Source organism: Streptomyces sp. NPDC002835, from assembly GCF_053591995.1.
In genome coordinates this window covers 99,031-114,974 of the sequence record NZ_JBSFUW010000002.1, presented here as the reverse complement: position 1 = coordinate 114,974, position 15,944 = coordinate 99,031, and the positions used below count along the sequence as shown (strand labels likewise).

At 70.6% G+C, this 15,944-nt stretch carries 14 protein-coding genes; 7 read left to right on the top strand and 7 right to left on the bottom strand.

Annotation, left to right across the window (positions count from 1 at the left end; translation table 11 throughout):
• Positions 1-129 precede the first annotated feature (129 nt).
• Together ACWD01_RS03275 and ACWD01_RS03270 are read left to right on the top strand one after the other, a co-directional pair.
• Positions 130-4,896, top strand: coding sequence for a ricin-type beta-trefoil lectin domain protein (locus ACWD01_RS03275; RefSeq protein ID WP_451157560.1), 4,767 nt, complete (start codon positions 130-132; stop codon positions 4,894-4,896).
• 14 nt (positions 4,897-4,910) lie between these two features.
• The gene (locus tag ACWD01_RS03270) at positions 4,911-5,546 is read left to right on the top strand and encodes a hypothetical protein (RefSeq protein WP_451157558.1); all 636 of its coding nucleotides are present in this window, start codon (positions 4,911-4,913) and stop codon (positions 5,544-5,546) included.
• A 63-nt stretch (positions 5,547-5,609) separates the two neighbouring features.
• On the opposite strand, the gene ACWD01_RS03265 is transcribed toward ACWD01_RS03270, so the two are convergent.
• Together ACWD01_RS03265 and ACWD01_RS03260 are read right to left on the bottom strand one after the other, a co-directional pair.
• A complete protein-coding gene (locus tag ACWD01_RS03265) occupies positions 5,610-5,990 on the bottom strand; it encodes a protein kinase domain-containing protein (protein WP_451157556.1) in 381 nt (126 codons plus the stop codon).
• A 614-nt stretch (positions 5,991-6,604) separates the two neighbouring features.
• Positions 6,605-7,336, bottom strand: a complete 732-nt coding sequence (locus ACWD01_RS03260) for a DUF7873 family protein (RefSeq protein WP_451157554.1) — start codon at positions 7,334-7,336, stop codon at positions 6,605-6,607.
• 341 nt (positions 7,337-7,677) lie between these two features.
• Between ACWD01_RS03260 and ACWD01_RS03255 the strand changes: the two genes are divergently transcribed.
• Both ACWD01_RS03255 and ACWD01_RS03250 read left to right on the top strand, forming a co-directional pair.
• Positions 7,678-8,091 carry a hypothetical protein gene (locus tag ACWD01_RS03255; protein WP_451157552.1) on the top strand — a complete coding sequence of 138 codons (414 nt, stop codon included), beginning with the start codon at positions 7,678-7,680 and terminating at the stop codon, positions 8,089-8,091.
• Positions 8,092-8,128: 37 nt separating this feature from the next.
• Positions 8,129-8,398, top strand: coding sequence for a transcriptional regulator (locus ACWD01_RS03250; RefSeq protein ID WP_451157550.1), 270 nt, complete (start codon positions 8,129-8,131; stop codon positions 8,396-8,398).
• Positions 8,399-8,692: 294 nt separating this feature from the next.
• Here ACWD01_RS03250 and ACWD01_RS03245 read toward each other — a convergent pair whose 3' ends face one another.
• Entirely contained in the window at positions 8,693-9,655 is a 963-nt protein-coding gene (locus ACWD01_RS03245) for a polyprenyl synthetase family protein (protein ID WP_451157872.1), read from the bottom strand.
• Positions 9,656-9,898: 243 nt separating this feature from the next.
• Complete coding sequence (locus ACWD01_RS03240; RefSeq protein WP_451157548.1) at positions 9,899-10,492, bottom strand: TetR/AcrR family transcriptional regulator; 594 nt, start codon at positions 10,490-10,492, stop codon at positions 9,899-9,901.
• A 305-nt stretch (positions 10,493-10,797) separates the two neighbouring features.
• Here ACWD01_RS03240 and ACWD01_RS03235 point away from each other — a divergent pair, with 305 nt between their 5' ends.
• The 3 genes from ACWD01_RS03235 to ACWD01_RS03225 all read left to right on the top strand — a co-directional run bounded on the left by ACWD01_RS03235 (position 10,798) and on the right by ACWD01_RS03225 (position 14,090).
• Complete coding sequence (locus tag ACWD01_RS03235; protein ID WP_451157546.1) at positions 10,798-12,039, top strand: GAF domain-containing protein; 1,242 nt, start codon at positions 10,798-10,800, stop codon at positions 12,037-12,039.
• Positions 12,040-12,168: 129 nt separating this feature from the next.
• Positions 12,169-13,686, top strand: coding sequence for an aldehyde dehydrogenase (adh, locus tag ACWD01_RS03230; protein ID WP_451157544.1), 1,518 nt, complete (start codon positions 12,169-12,171; stop codon positions 13,684-13,686).
• Complete coding sequence (locus ACWD01_RS03225; RefSeq protein WP_451157542.1) at positions 13,686-14,090, top strand: DUF779 domain-containing protein; 405 nt, start codon at positions 13,686-13,688, stop codon at positions 14,088-14,090. Before adh ends, ACWD01_RS03225 begins: the two co-directional genes overlap by 1 nt.
• 77 nt (positions 14,091-14,167) lie before the next feature.
• Here ACWD01_RS03225 and ACWD01_RS03220 read toward each other — a convergent pair whose 3' ends face one another.
• From ACWD01_RS03220 to ku, 3 genes are all read right to left on the bottom strand, one after another.
• Complete coding sequence (locus ACWD01_RS03220; protein WP_373297613.1) at positions 14,168-14,242, bottom strand: 50S ribosomal protein bL37; 75 nt, start codon at positions 14,240-14,242, stop codon at positions 14,168-14,170.
• Between the two features lie 69 nt (positions 14,243-14,311).
• Positions 14,312-14,764, bottom strand: a complete 453-nt coding sequence (locus ACWD01_RS03215) for an SRPBCC family protein (RefSeq protein ID WP_451157539.1) — start codon at positions 14,762-14,764, stop codon at positions 14,312-14,314.
• A 78-nt stretch (positions 14,765-14,842) separates the two neighbouring features.
• A complete protein-coding gene (ku, locus tag ACWD01_RS03210) occupies positions 14,843-15,916 on the bottom strand; it encodes a non-homologous end joining protein Ku (RefSeq protein ID WP_451157537.1) in 1,074 nt (357 codons plus the stop codon).
• Between the last annotated feature and the right edge of the window lie 28 nt (positions 15,917-15,944).

Below are 15,944 nucleotides of genomic sequence, written 5' to 3'. Positions count from 1 at the left end.
TTGGGCGGTCACCCCCGCCTGCCCTCGCTCGCTACGAAGGATGATCCTTTGCGACTTGGACCAGGGTTGTTCAACCCCAGATCCCGAATATCCGCGGCCCTCACCTCTGCCGTCACATCCGTCACCGCCTTGGCGGTCCTCGGTGGCCTGGCCGTCCAGCCCGGCCCGCCGGCCCGAAGCGCCGAACTGCCCGTGGACCTGGTGGCCGACTCGTACGACGGCTATGACGCCAAGGCGGCCGAACGGCTGCGTGAGGACCAGTGCCTGGCCGGCGAAGCCCTGCGCACGGGCGGACCCAGCATGTACGCCCTCGCACAGGAGGTGATCGCGCTGCCGCCCGATCAGCTTCACGAGAAGCTCGAACGGGACATCTTCAGCGACAAGACCCCGCTGCACCAGGCCTACAGAGCTGACAGCGCCAGCAAGGACCAGTGGGTCGACAAGGTCCAGAAGCAGGGGTACGCATGGTCGAGTGCCACGAGCGGCCTGGAGTCCTACCCGGGCGAACCGCGCGACGCGAACGAGATCTACGACCGGACCGGGCTGCTGCCGTGGCTGTGGCAGTCGTACTCCAGTCCGGAGTTGGGGGTTCTCAACCCGTTCTGGGACCCGTCGCCGGCCGCTGACGACAAGACGAAGGCCGCCGCGCTCGCGATCGGCGACCCGCAGTACGCCACCGGAGGGACGCCGAAGGAGCAGGAGGCGTGGAAGCTGTGGAAGAAGAACTCCGGGAAGGTCGAGCCCAACCAGTTCTTCGTTCCCAGGGTGTTCGCCGATGACGCCCGCATCTTCCTCGCCTCCGGCGGCTTCCCCCGCACGGCACCGGCCACGGGCACCCCGGAGTTCCGCATCGCGGTCGAGGACCTGAAGGCCCGCTTCGCGTCGTGCGCGTGGCACGACCCGATCGACCCGAACCGGGTGCTCGGCAAGGAGGTGGCGCAGGCATCCGCCGAGTGGCAGCGGGAGATCGCCGCACAGGCCACGCAGCGGCAGCAGATCCTTGCGGCCGGCGCGACTGCCACGAAGGCGTTGCGGGACGGCACGTTCACCCTGGGGCAGATCGTCGGCCAGTCGTGGCTCGCGGACTACCACACCCGCTGGCAGGACTACTGGGCCGCCGGCGGTGTGGGCTGGATCGGCGACAGCCAGGTGACGATCGAGGTGCCCGGCGCGAAGGGCAGCTGCCTCGATGTGGCAGGCGGTGGCAAGACCAACGGCACACCGGTCCAGATCTACACCTGCAACGGCGGCGCGGCGCAGCAGTGGACGCTCGAGGGCAGTGAGGACGACCTCCACCTGCGCAACGTCGGCTCGCAGAAGTGCCTGGACGTGGCGGGGAACGCGTCGGCGAACGGCACGAAGATCCAGATCTCGGACTGCTACAAGTCCAAGGGCCAGTCGTGGAAGGGCGACGTCCGTGCGACCTCGCCGCTGAAGAGCGTGTCCACCGGCAAGTGCCTGGATCTGCGCGCGTTCACCAAGAGCACGGACGCGCGGCTGTGGGACTGCAAGGACGCGAGTGCGCAGAAGTTCCTGATCAAGCCCTCCGGCCACAAGGGCACCGACAGCCTTTCGTACCCGGAGAAGGCGCAGTTCGACCGGGCGAAGAAGAGCATCGCCGCCGCCCAGGCGGCGGCGAAGAAGCACCTGGCCGCGCTCAGGACCCAGTTGGAGAGCGCCAAGAAGTCGGCCACCACGTCGGACGCCGCCGAGCAGGCCGCGTACGGTGTCGCGGATGCCGCTGGTGCGCCGCGGGGTCGTGGTCTTCTCGTCGGCCAGCAGAAGGCGCAGGTCACCAAGGGCTCGGTGGCCGCGCTGACGGCGATGGTGAAGGCCGGCGAGACCGCCGAGGCCGCCACCCGTGCCGCCGCCGGTGACAGCAAGACCATCGCCCAGCGCGCGCTCGCTCAGGCCGCCCAGGTCAACGCCGAGTTCCGCAAGGAGGCCGCGCACAAGGCCGAGTTGCAGGCAAAGGCCGCGGCGGACGCGGCCAGGCTGCACCGGGACAGCGCCAAGAAGGACAAGGAGATCGCCGAGGCGAAGCTCGCGGTCACGCTGAAGGCCGAAGCCGACGCGAAGGCCGCCGCTGCCGACGCGCACGCCAAGCGGCTCGCGGCCGAGGCCGAGGAGAAGACGGCCAAGGCGGAGAAGGCCACCGCCGCAGCCAAGCAGGCCGAGGCGGCCCAGCACCGCAAGACCGCTGAGGCCGAGGCGTCCAAGGCGCAGTCGGCCAAGGAGAAGGCGGAGTCCGCCGAAGGCACCGCGGTCGCGAAGAAGAACGCCGCCGAGAAGGCCCGCGACAAGGCGCGCGACCTGCGGGACGACGCCTGGGACGCCGAGCAGAAGGCGAACGCCGCGCGCGCGAAGGCCGCGGCCAAGGAAGCGTTCGCGCAGGCTCACGAATCCGACGCGAACGCGAAGGAGTCACGGGCGGCTGCAGACGCCGCAGCAGCGCACGCGGATGACGCCGAGGCGGCCGCCGGGCGGGCCCGTACGGCCGCGAACGCCGCGACCCAGGCGGCGGCCGACGCGGACGCTGCGGCGACCCGCGCGGAGGCGGCGGCCAAGCGGGCGCGTTCCGACGCGGACGCGGCGCAGGCGGCGAAGCTGAAGGCGGACGCCGCGGTGCGGACCGCGACGAGCGCCGCCGCGGATGCCATCGATGCCTCCGAGCACGCCTCGGCGGAGGCGGCGGCGGCGGTCAAGCTGGCCGACGAGGCCGAGAAGGAGGCGAAGGCCGCCAAGTCCCACGCGGACGCGGCAAGCAAAGAGGTCGGCAAGGCCCTGGCCGCGGCAGCGAAGGCCGCGGGTTTCGCCCACATCACCGCCCAGGCCGCCGTCGACGCCGGGAACGCGGCCGCACAGGTCGCCAAGCCCGCCAACGACGCCATCCAGCTCGGCTCCCCCTACGTCACCACGGACTCGGCCGCGAGCCTGGTCGTGCTGACCGGGCAGGCATCGAAGTCGATCGCCGAGCAGCAGAAGGCCGTCGCCGACGCCCACGCCAAGAACGCGCAGGCGGAAGCAGCCGCAGCCAAGGACCTCGCCCAGCAGGCGAAGGGCGACATGAAGATCGCCTACCAGCACGCGGCCAACGCCGCCGCGCACGCGGCGAACGCCCGCACCTACTCCAAGGAGGCTCTCGGCTACGCCGCCGGCGCCGCCCTGGCAGCCTCGAAGGCATCGGCGTCGCTGGCCCGCACGATCGAGTACGGCCGCAAGGCCACCGCGGACGCCGCTGCCGCCGACCAGGCGGCCGGCCGCGCCGAGGGTCACGCCGCCGACGCCCGCGCATCCGCCGACGCGGCCGCGCTGGACGCCGAAGCGGCCCGCACCGCCGCGGCCGCGGCCGAACAGGCAGCCAAGGACGCCCGCGCGGCAGCCACCCGCGCCGACGCGGCAGCCACCGCGGCCGAAAAGGCCGCGAAGGACGCCCAGAAGTACGCCGAGTCCGCCCAGCAGGCCGCCGAGTCCGCCGAGCGGAAGCAGGCCAACCAGCAGATCTCGGCCGGGGCGGGCACCGGTATCGGCGGCACCTGGTACGTCGTCGACGAGGACAGCGTCAAGGTCACCGACGCCAAGCAGCTCAACGACTGCGTCATCGAGATCGGCTTCGAAGGCTGCACCGTCACCTTCGACGTGACGTTCACGGCGACCGTCGACTTCTACCTCTGCACCAACCCCGAGGTGCCGGCCTCCGCGTCCGGCTGCCCTGCGCAGGACACGCTGCTTCTCGAGAGCAAGACCTTCCCGGGTCTGAAGAAGGAGGCCACCCGGTACTTCAGCAAGCTCGACCTGATCCAGCAGACGGTCGTCTACCAGCTTCTGAAGGCGGTCCTGGTCCAGGACTTCGTCGACTGCTGGCACGGCAGCGCCAGCGGCTGCGCCTGGGCGGCGTCCAACTTCATCCCCGGCAAGGCCTTCGCCAAGGTCGCCGAGGGCATCCGCGCCCTGGACGCCGCCATGCACACAGGGGTCGGCGTCGCTGACGCGTTCAAGACCCTGAAGGCCCTGGACGTGAATCCGGAGACCCTCGCCGACATCCAACGGACGGTCAACGCGTACGAGGATCTCCGCACCGCATGCACGGTGAACAGTTTCCCCGGCGACACCCAGGTGCTGATGGCGGACGGTACCCGTAAGGCCATCAGCGAGATACGCCGCACCGACCAGGTGCTGGCCACCGACCCCGCCACCGGCCGGCTGCGGCCGGAGCCGGTGATCAGCACGTTCTGGCACGACACCGACCGGCTCGTGGACATCGGCGTCTCCGGCGGCGGCACCGTCTCCAGCACGGCGGGGCACCGGTTCTACGTAGTGGACCGCGGCTGGACCGTGGTTTCCGACCTGCGTGTGGGCGACGGGCTCCGGACGCAGGACGGGACCGTACGGACGGTGACCACTCTTAAGGACCGGCGGGGTCTGACAGGTCAGCGGGTCTACGACCTGACCGTCGACGACCTGCACACGTTCTACGTCCTGGCGGGCCGCTCCCCGCTGCTGGTCCACAATTGCAGTGACCTGGTCGCCGACGCACAGAGGTTCCCCGGTCAGGCTCACGTCCTCGACGAGCACGTGAACCCGACGCAGGCGGAGGCACTCAGGCTGGCGGTGAACAAGAACTCGAAGAACAGCGTGTTCGTAGACCTCCAGACAGCTCAGCAGGTCGTCGACTACGCCTTGGCGAACAAGGCCACTGAGATCACCAGGTGGCTCCGGGGTGGCGAACAGCAGAAGACGTTGAGGGGCGCTTTCGGAGCCAGGAATTCCCTCGGCTTCGTCGCCCACCCGGACGGCAGGACGATCACCCAGGCCGGCAACCGATACGTGATCATCCTGAAGCGTGCGCCGGGTCACCGGTTCGGCTACTACGTCCACACCGCGTACCCGGAGTAAGGAGGAGACAGACCATGGATCGGTCCACGGAGTTCACGTTCGGCGTCCCCTGGATCATGAGTTTCTTCCACCAGGACTGGACATTGAGCGCGTCCTCGGCAGCGGCGGCCGTGGCCGATCAGTTCGTGGAGGAGCTCGAGCCGGAGGCGGTCCTGCTGGTCCGCCGCGACGCGCGGCTCCTCCTCGAAGGGCTACCGCCGGATCGGATCACCGAGCTGTGGCAGCAAGGCGTGGAGGGCGGCGAACGCTTCTATCACCGAGGCGCTGCCAGGGACGGTGCCGAGTGGATGCGGCAGGTGCTCGGCGTGTGTGACGCGTGGCTCTCCCGCCGCTCGGACACCCCGGCTCTCTCCGACGGCGACCACTTCGAGGGGAGAGACCTGGCCGATCAGGTCATGTCAGTGGTGGAGGAGTTCCGGGCGGTCTTCGGTCAGGAGATGACGGATGCGCTCGCCGAGTGCGTCCGCCACTGCAGTCCCGATCTCGCCTTCCGGCTACTGCTGCAGGCCCTGCCCACGAAGAGCGCCTCGGTGTCCCCTGAGTACCTGTATCTGTCCGCAGAGCAGTACGCGAGGCTGGAGGCGCTCGGGACGGCGTTCCGCTACGGCGAGTACGTCGTGACCGACATCAAGTACCTCGTCGGCCCATAGGCCGGCAACCGGTTCGCGACGCGTCGGCCCGCACCCCCTGTCAGGGAGGTGCGGGCCGACGCTTCATACAGCCCCGCAGCTCTGGATGACGTCGACGAGCCGCTTGATGACCTCAGGGAGCGCGGGCCGGGCGGCCGGGTCCGTAGCCAGCATGTCCGTGATCACAGGCGCGAGCTCCGGCGGCAGGCCGGTCAGGTCGGGAGGGATCGAGGGGTCCCCGATCTTCAGGGCCACGGACTGCCACGTCGGCCCCTCGTACGGGCAGTGCCTGGTCGCCGCGAACAGCAGCACCGCGCCGAGCGCGTAGACGTCGGCGGACCGGTCCAGCCGGTGCTCGCCCCGGGCCTGCTCGGGCGGCATGCACAGCACGCTGCCGACGACGAAACCGGTGGCCGTCAGGGTGGTGCGTCGTTCGGCGAGCACGGCGAGCCCGAAGTCGATCACCTTGGGTCCGTACTCGGCCGGCAGGATGTTCTGCGGCTTCAGGTCCCGGGTCCTGTGGCGGCGACCACGGTGAATCGCGCCAACGAGAGATTGGCCGTTCAGCGTCCGCGAACAGAGGTCCGACTGCCCGGACGTGGCGGGACCCGGGAGTCGTATCCAGCTCCCGGGTCCCTGGGGATGCCACCCAATTGCGCACGCCAGTGGCGTTTAAAGGTACGGATCAGTCATAAGGCCGACGTGTTCTTCCTTTGAACTACCGCACCGTGTGAGAGGTGCAGGCTGGATTCGAACCCGCATCCGCCGGCGTTCGTCCGTACCCGGTCGATCTGGCGATCGGTGGCGATGCTGAATCTGGAGCGAGAGTCTGAGTTTGATCGCGGCTGCCTCTGCCATGTTGGGCCACCCCGGCCTGTGTGGGGCCTGCGTACCTGTGTGGTGCCGGGGGAAGGACTCGAACCTTCACTGTCACCGCGTCGTCAGGCTGAACCTCAGTTTCAGCTTGCGCCCATCACGCGGACCGGGCCTCAGTTCCGGTCCGCGCCTGTTGCGCACCCCCGCGCTCGCACGCGGGGGCGATCGTGGGGCCGCGCCGGGTGGCGCCGGCCGGTGTGGTGTCAGCCGAAGAGGTAGCCGAACACCGCGTCGCCGACCCGCTGGTCGGTGACCTCGGCGCTGTTGGCCTCCTCACGGGCGAACTTGACCGCGTGCTGGAGCTTCTCGACCCGCCCCAGCAGCTCGTTCACCCTGCGCGCCGGGAGCGCCCCGGAGAACTTGACCGTGGTCCAGTAACCGATCGGCACGTCCTCGTAGTACACCTCGACCTGCGCCGGGTGCTTGTCGGTCGCCTCGGCCTTGACGTGGTTGCGCGGCACCTTCTTCGTACGGATCGTGCGTACGGGGTCCGTCTTCCACCAGTCCGTCGACGGGTCCGGCGACCAGGACTCGGAGGCGTCCAGCACGGGCAGCTTCTTCACGAAGGTGTGCAGGTCGGTGAGCTGCTTCTCGAGGAAGAGCAGGTAGCTGACCGGCGCTTCGGCGACGACGGTCCGCCCTTCGACGACGACGTCCGCGCGGGCCGAGCAGTTGGCCCGGTCCTTGGTGGCGGTCACGTCGAACAGCCGGGTCAGCGACTCCGACATCTCGCGCAGCACGTCCTCGGCCACGACCTGCACCCGCGTCGACTCGGGCGGCAGTTGCTCGCCCTCCTCGTCCTTCGGCTGGTACGTACGCGAGATCCCGGCCAGCAGTGCGACCTTCTGCACCTTCTGGTGGGCCGCGGTGATGTCCTGGTACGACTTGCTCTTGACGCCCTTTTCGACGGCGATGATCTGATTGAGCTTCGCCACTTCTCCCCCTTCGAACAGCACCGAACCTACCGGAGGGACCGGCGCCGGGTCCTGTGGTTTTCCGTGCGCGGCGCCCGTGTCGGTGCAACCGGCCGAGGCTGTCGGGCGCGGACGCCGGCCGGGTCGCCATTTGGGACGCGCGAGGCGTGAGACGCGTGGCGCGCCCCGTCGCTGCCGACTCCGGGAGGCCGGGACAAGGCCGTACCGTCGATCCGGCCCCGACCGGCAACCTGCTGAGCAAGACCCCTCGCTGTCGCCACTTCCTACTTGCGCACCTAGTTACACTTTTGGAAACCAGGTGCGTAGTCTGTGAGTACAACGCATTGGGGGGAGGGGCGCTCATGGGGCAGGAACCGGATTCCGCAGAGCAACTACGGGTCATCGAAGAGGCTCCGACGCTGACGAGGTCGGCGACGCCCGCAGAAACAGCGCTCGGCGCACTGTCGGCAGCAACACTCTTCGCGGTACTCGTCGTGGCGAGCTCCAACGAGATTCCCGTACTGCTGGGCTGCTTCGTTCTGGTGGCGTCGCTCGCCCTCGTTCTCCGCTGGCGGTGGTTCCACCTCAGGACGGTCGGAAGAAGGCCGCACAGCAAGGTCGAGGAAGCGGCCTTCCTCTTCGCTCCGGTGACGTTGGCGCTTCCCGGGCTCAAGCTGCTCTGGCACAACCCCGCCGACCTGACGGACTCGGTCATATCGGCCGCCGTGCCGACGATCGTGCTGGCGGCCTACCTCGCCCTGCGGTGGAGGCGCTGACGTGCCGCCGCAACCGCGTACCCGACTGTCAACGGTGATGCACTCACCCAATCGTCTGGCCATCCTGGGCGCTCTCCGCCATGTCCAGCAGATCAACTTCGCCGAACTGCAGGAGGCGTTGGAGCTGTCGGCCTCGGAACTGTCCCGGCAGCTGGGGATCCTGGAGAAGGAGGGGCTGGTGGAGATCGCGAAGTTCCGGGAGCGCAGGCATGCCGTGACCAGGGTCCGCCTCTCCCCCTCGGGGCGTGAGCGGTTCGAGGAGTACCTCGAGGAACTGCGCAAGGTCGTACGCTCGGAGATCGAATAGCGGGACACCGCGAGGGACGGCCGCGCACGGCGTGTGACGCAGCAGGCACTATGAGCCTCACGCCCAGGGCGTGGCGCACCAGACGGCGCTCGCGGCAAGAGAGGCGGCCAGTCCGACGACCCCGCCTTGACGGCGATCTTGACGCCGCGCTTGGCCGCTTCCTTGGTGATCAGACGCGCAGGCGATGACCAGTCACTTGCCCTGGCTTCAACGTCGCCTGCCCGTAAGCCCGCTGCCACGCGTGCCCGTCCGGGCCCGGTCCGGCTCACGGCAGGTCAGGCCGGCCCGGCCCGGTCACAGCAGCACTCGCGACGACTCGTCGACGAGGTCCGCCAGGACCGGGGTGTACTCGGTGTCGCCGCCCAGGGTCGTGAGGATGCGGTGCGCGTCGGCGCGGAAGGCGGCGAGGTCCCGGGCGTAGCGGTCGAGGGTGGCGGGGGCTCTGAGGACGGCGGCCAGTTCGCGGCGGGCGGTGGCGGATTCGCGGGCCGCGGCGTGCAGTGACAGGAGGCGTTCCGGTGGCTCGGGGGAGCCGCCGTCGAGGGCGCAGGCGAGCAGATAGGTGACCGTGCCGTTCAGCAGGTCCTCGTTGCGGCCCGAGACCAGGTCCTCCTGGTCGTTGAAGAGTTGCCACAGAACGCCGAAGACCGAGCCGAAGTCGCGCCACAGGCCGGTTCGCCCGGTGTCGGCCCCGGCCAGGATCGCCGCCATCGCCGTGATCATGCTGAACGGGGCGCTGGACTTGCCCCGGTAGGCGTCGAGGGCGGATGCCGGCGTCATGCCCGCCGCGTCCCCGCGTATGTCGGCCAGTTGGCCTTGTGCCGCGGCGGCCGCGCAGGCCAGGGCCTCGTCCGTGAGGGCGCCGCGTACCGGTTCGGGCACCGGGAGGGACCGCAGGACGCGGATCGGCAGCACATGGCCGGTGACGACGGACGCGAGGAGTGCCGCGTCCGCGCTCATGGCTCCGCCGGTCACGATCGAGCAGTTGCCGTCGGCCACGTCGTCCAGATAACAGGCGGAGGTCCACCACAGGTTGTGCACGACGGCGAGCGGTACGGCGGGTCCGGGGGCGCCCGTCTCGGCGCCGTGCACGAGCAGCGGCAGGACCGAGAGGGGGTACGTGAACGTCTGGTGCCGTAAGAACCCGGCGACCGCTGTTCGCAGTTCCCCTGCTGCCGGGCCGAGCCCTTCGAGGGCCTTCTCCGTCTCCGCGTCGATGTCCGCTGCGAACTTCTGGTGCAGGTCCAGATACGACATGGCTTCCACGTGGCGAGCTCCGTCCCGGTGGTGTTGTCCGGTCCGGCCCGTGTCGCGGCGTACGGCTGCGACGGTGGCCACGGCCGCGACGCCCGCCCGCACTGCCCGCCCAACCGCCTGTCGACGCAGGCCATCTGGGCAGCAGGCGCTGGAGGCTGCCCTCCGGGACGCTACCCCAAGCCCCGCGGAATGCGAACGCGTGGGCGAACCCCGGGCCGGTCGCCCGTCGGCCTGACCGGCCGTTCAGTCCGCACGGAGGGAGCGCCAGATCCGGTCCGGCAGCACGCGCGCGGCCTCGCCCAGGTCCATGTCGTACGTGCCGCCCAGCCAGCGGCGGGCCGCCTCCGCCGTCGGGCCGAGGACCAGCACCTCCACCAGGGACGGGGACATGGGCGCGACCTCCCCCGCCGCCATCCGGGGCAGCAGCCAGGCCGCGACGGGCGCCAGCATCTCCGCCTTGGCCGCGCGCACCTCCTCGGCGTGGGCCGCCAGATAACCGGAGTACGCGGAGGCGTGGATGAACAGGGCCGCGTCGCGGCGCTCCTCGGTGAAGCGGAGATACGCGCGGACCAGGGCCCGGACGCCGGTGCGGGCGGTACGGGTGCGCTGGAGGGCCGCGGTCATCTCGTCGAACAGCTCACCCATGCAACGCAGGTAGAGTGCGGCGGCCAGGCCGTCGAAGCTGCCGAAGTGGTGGTAGAGGCTGCCGAGGCTGACGCCGCTGGCCGTCGTGACGGCGTTGACGGTGAAGCCCTGCCCGTCCGACTCCCCGTAGAGGCGCAGTGCGGTGGTGAGCACATGCTCGACCGTTGCCTCTCCGCGTTGCTGCTTCACCATGGCGGACAGCCTAGAACACCGCCGGATCTGGAATTCCATGGGACGTCCGGCCAAATAAGTAGAACAATATTCTAGAAGAGGGCTCCAGTCGTACTCTATCGTGGCCGCGACGGCCGGCGACCGGCGGTACGGCACCTGCGCCACGGGGTTACGCAGGTGCCGCGCCGGCCCACTGCCCCGGCCCGCCCTGTGCCATCCCCCGCTTTCCCCGGTCCGCCGCGGAAACCGTCCGGACAGGGTGGTGCGCCGCGGCCCGTCCCGGCGGAGAATGGGCGGTCGTCCCCCGATCCGCGACAGGGGAGAACATGTCACAGCGCAGTGACCTCCGGCGGCGCCGGGCCGCCCTGGAGGACGAGTGGTCCCGCTGGGTGCCCCGACTGACCGCCGTCAGACGGTCGCCGGGCGGCGGCGGGGCGCTGCGGCCCGAGGTCACGGAGTCGTGGGCGCGTTCGCTGAGCAGCGTGGACCCCGGCCGGGACAGCGCGCCGGTCTCCGACGGGGACACGGTGCACCACCGCTGGGCGCGCTCGCCGCTGCGCCGGCCGGTCGACGATCTCGAGGACGAACTGCTGAGCATCGCCGAGGACGCCGGCTTCGTGACGGCGGTGACCGACGAGTCCGGCACCATCCTGTGGACGTGCGGCGGCCGGACCATGAAACGCCGCGCCGAGCAGGTCAACTTCGCGCCCGGCGGCCGCTGGGACGAGGAGGCCATGGGCACCAACGCCCTGTCACTCGCGCTGCGCACGGGCCGCCCCAGCACCATCTTCTCCGCCGAGCACCTGGTGACCGCGCTGCACGGCTGGGTCTGCTACTGCGCGCCGATCCACGACCCCGGCGGCCGGGTCCTCGGCGTACTGGACCTGTCGACCACCTGGGACCGTTCGCACCCGCTGGCCATGTCCACGGTGCGGACTCTGGTGTCGTCCATCGAGACGCGGCTACGGGCGGGGGCCGCCGTCCTGCCCGAAGCGCCCGGTCACGGCGTACGGTTGCGCTGCCTCGGGTCGCAGGAGGCCGTGCGGGACGGCGCTCCGCTGCCGCTGCGGCCGCGCCAGCTGGAGATCCTGACGCTGCTCGCCCTGGAGCCGGACGGTTTCTCGCCGGAACGGCTGCGTGAGGCGCTGTACGGCGAACGGCAGGTCACGGCCTCCACGTTCAAGGCGGAGATCTCGCACCTGCGACGCGCCCTGTCCGGCGGCATCGCCACCCGCCGGTACGCCCTCACCGCACCCGTCTCCTGCGACGCCGTCGATCTGCTGCGCGCGCTGGAGAGCGGTGACACGGCGGCCGCGCTGCGCCACTACCGCGGCCCGCTGCTGCACCGGTCGGAGGCTCCGGGGATCGTCGAGTGGCGGACCCGGCTGGAGGTCGCCGTACGGGAGACGGTCCTCGCGAGCCCGTGCCCGGAGCACGCCCTCCGCTACGGCGAACGGGCCCCGTACGACGCGGCGGTGCACGAGCACGCGCTGCGCCTGCTGGGGCGGGGCGACGCCCGCCGGGCGCTGGCCGCCGGGCGGCTGAGCACGGCCCTGCGCGACGACTGACCGCCGACGCGGCCCGCACACACCGCACCAACCTCCCGCCAACCTCCGCGGCGCACAGTGTGAGCCGCCACGGCGGCGCGAGGCCGCCGCCGCGGCACCTCACTCGTCGTCCTCCGAGGAGAGCTCGCCATGGTGTACGCGCAGCCAGGATCAGAAGGCAGCATCGTCGACTTCGCCCGCCGCTACGAGAACTTCATCGGCGGCGACTGGGTCGCCCCCGTCGAGGGCCGGTACTTCGAGAACCCGACCCCCGTGACCGGCAAGGTCTTCTGCGAGGTCGCCCGGTCGTCCGCGGCCGACGTCGAACTGGCGCTGGACGCCGCCCACGCGGCCGCCGGCGCCTGGGGGCGGACGTCCGCCACGGAGCGGGCCAACATCCTGAACAGGATCGCGGACCGGATCGAGCAGCACCTCGAGAAGATCGCGGTGGCCGAGACCTGGGAGAACGGCAAGCCCGTCCGCGAGACGCTGGCCGCCGACATCCCGCTGGCCGTCGACCACTTCCGCTACTTCGCCGGCGTGGTGCGTGCCCAGGAGGGCAGCATCGCCGAGATCGACGCCGACACCGTCGCGTACCACTTCCACGAGCCGCTGGGCGTGGTCGGCCAGATCATCCCGTGGAACTTCCCGATCCTGATGGCCGCGTGGAAGCTGGCGCCCGCCCTGGCCGCCGGCAACTGCGTCGTCATCAAGCCGGCCGAGCAGACCCCGGTCAGCCTGCTGCTGGTGGTCGAGCTGATCGCCGATCTGCTCCCCGCCGGGGTGCTGAACGTGGTGAACGGCTTCGGCGTCGAGGCCGGCAAGCCGCTCGCCTCCAGCCCGCGCGTCGCCAAGGTGGCGTTCACCGGGGAGACGACGACCGGGCGTCTGATCATGCAGTACGCGAGCGAGAACATCATCCCGGTCACGCTGGAACTGGGCGGCAAGAGCCCGAACATCTTCCTGCCGGACGTCACCGCCGCCGACGACGACTTCCTGGACAAGGCCGTCGAGGGCTTCGTGATGTTCGCACTCAACCAGGGCGAGGTGTGCACCTGCCCGTCGCGGGCGCTCATCCACGCGTCGATCTACGACGAGTTCATGGCGCGCTGCGTGGAGCGCACCAAGGCGATCGTCAGCGGCGACCCGCTCGACCCGGCGACCATGATCGGCGCACAGGCGAGCAACGACCAGTACGAGAAGATCTTGTCGTACATCGACATCGGTACGCAGGAGGGCGCGGAGCTCGTCACCGGCGGCGGGCGGCGCAAGGTGCCCGGCCTGGAGGGCGGCTACTACATCGAGCCGTCCATCTTCCGGGGCACGAACGACATGCGGATCTTCCAGGAGGAGATCTTCGGGCCGGTCGTCTCCGTGACGACGTTCGACTCGGTCGACGAGGCCCTGAAGATCGCGAACGACACGCTGTACGGGCTGGGCGCGGGCGTGTGGACCCGCGACGGGAGCACGGCGTACCGCCTGGGGCGGGAGATCAAGGCGGGCCGGGTGTGGACCAACTGCTACCACGCCTACCCGGCGCACGCGGCGTTCGGCGGCTACAAGAAGTCCGGCGTGGGCAGGGAGAACCACAAGATGATGCTGGACCACTACCAGCAGACGAAGAACCTGCTGGTCAGCTACTCCGCGAAGAAGCTCGGGTTCTTCTGATGGGCGAGCGGGCGGTCCGGGTGGCCCTGACGCCCGCCGCCGAGGCGCTGGTCGGCGAACTGGTCGCCGTGCACGGTCCGGTGATGTTCCATCAGTCGGGCGGCTGCTGCGACGGCAGCGCACCGATGTGCTATCCGCGCGGCGAGTTCCGGGTCGGCGGCTCGGACGTCCTGCTGGGCAGGGTGGCCGGTGACACCCCGTTCTGGATGAGCGCGGACCAGTACGCGTACTGGCGGCACACCGGCCTCACGGTCGACGTGGTGCCGGGCCGCGGGAGCGGCTTCTCGCTGGAGGCGCCGGAGGGGGTGCGGTTCCTGCTCCGCTCCCGGGTCCTCACCGACGCGGAGCTGGCGCGGATCGAGGCGGAACCGCCGCTGCCGACGGGCGCCGACGCGACCGGCTGACCCCTCCGCCACGGGACCTGCGGCACAGCACAGGACCCGGACCCGTATCGACGGGTCCGGGTCCTGTGGGCCTACGGTCAGGCGTTGGGGCGCTTGCCGTGGTTCGCGCCCTTCTTCTTGCGGGCGCGGCGCTTGTTGCCTCGCTTCGACATGATGCGCGTCTCCCTCGGATCGGGATCTTCCGGGCGCCGCCAGTCTAGGTTCCGGGCCTCCGGGCCGCATCAGGTCGGCCGGGCGGCCAGCACCCGTTCCAGGTCGCGCAGGTCCTTGCCGATCGAGGACCGCACCTTGCGCGTCATCAAGGGGGCCGCCAGGCGGTAGTGGCCGCCCGGCTCGCCGCGCACGCGGATACGGGCCAGGGTGCCGTGCTCCCGCGGCGCGAAGGTGTACGTGACGTGCATGGGCATGGGGCCGGCGACCGAGACCATGTCGAGGAGCCGGAGCGGCTCGTGGGCGACCACGCGCAGCACGTAGTCGATGCGCCGGCGGAGGAAGTACGCCGTCCGGGTCACCTCCGCCCCGACGCCGAAGCCGCCGCCCTCCGCCTCGCGGGTCAGCGCGGCGCGCCGGATGCCCTGGGTCCACTCGTGGTCGTGGCGCCAGTCCATGGCGTAGGGCGCTACGCGGTCGACCAGCAGCGGAATCAGACGTTCGGCCGTCACGTCGATGCTCATGTGCTCATCCGCTCCTCCCGCACGGCCCGGACCCCGCCAGGCCCGCGTCCAGGATCGCGGCGCCGCGATCGCTGCCGTTCACGCCGAGGAGCGCTTCCTCCCCGACGGCGCGGCCTTCCTCGCCCCGGCCTTCTTGGTCCCGGCGGAAGACGCCGCCGACTTGTCGGTGGCCTTCGAGGCGGACTTCGAGGCCGACTTGGCGGTGGACTTCTTGGCCGCCGTCTTCTTGGCGGCGGTCTTCTTGGCGGCGGTCTTCTTCGCCGTGGACGTCGACTTCTTGCCGCCCGGCTCCTTCGGCGCGGACGCCGGGCGCCGCCCCTTGATCGGCGTCACCCGCGCCTCGTCGCGGCCGGGCTCCTCCGCCCCCTCGCCCCGCCCCTCCCGGGCCGCCCGCACGCTGCTCTCCAGGGCCGCCATCAGGTCGATGACCTTGCCGCCCTCGTCCTCCGCCGGGGCCGGCTCGACCGCACCGCCGCCGCCCTCCACCTTCGCGGCGATCATGGCCTCGACCGCCTCGCGGTAGTCGTCGTGCAGCGACTCGATGTCGACCTCGCCGAGGGTGTCCATCAGGGCGTCGGCCAGGTCCAGTTCGGCGTCCCGTACCTTCACGTCGCTCTGCGGGGCCACGCCCTCCGGCTCCCTGATCTCGTCCGGCCACAGCAGCCCGTGCAGGGCGATCACGTCGTCGACGACGCGGAGCATGCCGAGCCGCTCCCGGCCGCGCAGCGCGAACTTGGCGATGGCGACGCGGTCGCTGCGCTTGAGGGCCTCGCGCAGCAGGGTGTACGGCTTGGCGGCCGGTACGCCGTTGGCCTCGAGGTAGTAGGCGGTGTCCATCTGGAGCGGGTCGATCTCGGAGCCCGGGACGAAGGCGACGATCTCGATCGTCTTGGCGGTCGGCAGCGGGAGGGCGGCGAGGTCCTCGTCGGTGATCGGGATCATCGACCCGTCCGCGTCCTCGTACGCCTTGCCGATCTCCCCCTGCGCGACCTCCTTCTCCTCCAGCTCGCACACCTTGCGGTAGCGGATCCGGCCGCCGTCGGCGGCGTGGATCTGGCGGAACGAGACGGAGTGGTTCTCCGTGGCGTTGACCAGCTTGATCGGGATGCTGACCAGCCCGAAGGAGATCGCGCCGTTCCAGATGGATCGCACGTTTAATCCCTTTCATCCGAACAATCCG

Bases quoted from the DNA above. Each gene is read 5' to 3' on its own strand.
- ACWD01_RS03255 (WP_451157552.1), top strand. From the start codon at position 7,678: ATGGGGCAGGAACCGGATTCCGCAGAGCAACTACGGGTCATCGAAGAG.
- ACWD01_RS03245 (WP_451157872.1), bottom strand. From the start codon at position 9,655: ATGTCGTATCTGGACCTGCACCAGAAGTTCGCAGCGGACATCGACGCG.
- adh (WP_451157544.1), top strand. From the start codon at position 12,169: ATGGTGTACGCGCAGCCAGGATCAGAAGGCAGCATCGTCGACTTCGCC.
- ACWD01_RS03270 (WP_451157558.1), top strand. From the start codon at position 4,911: ATGGATCGGTCCACGGAGTTCACGTTCGGCGTCCCCTGGATCATGAGT.
- ACWD01_RS03250 (WP_451157550.1), top strand. From the start codon at position 8,129: ATGCACTCACCCAATCGTCTGGCCATCCTGGGCGCTCTCCGCCATGTC.
- ACWD01_RS03215 (WP_451157539.1), bottom strand. From the start codon at position 14,764: ATGAGCATCGACGTGACGGCCGAACGTCTGATTCCGCTGCTGGTCGAC.
- ACWD01_RS03240 (WP_451157548.1), bottom strand. From the start codon at position 10,492: ATGGTGAAGCAGCAACGCGGAGAGGCAACGGTCGAGCATGTGCTCACC.
- ACWD01_RS03225 (WP_451157542.1), top strand. From the start codon at position 13,686: ATGGGCGAGCGGGCGGTCCGGGTGGCCCTGACGCCCGCCGCCGAGGCG.
- ACWD01_RS03235 (WP_451157546.1), top strand. From the start codon at position 10,798: ATGTCACAGCGCAGTGACCTCCGGCGGCGCCGGGCCGCCCTGGAGGAC.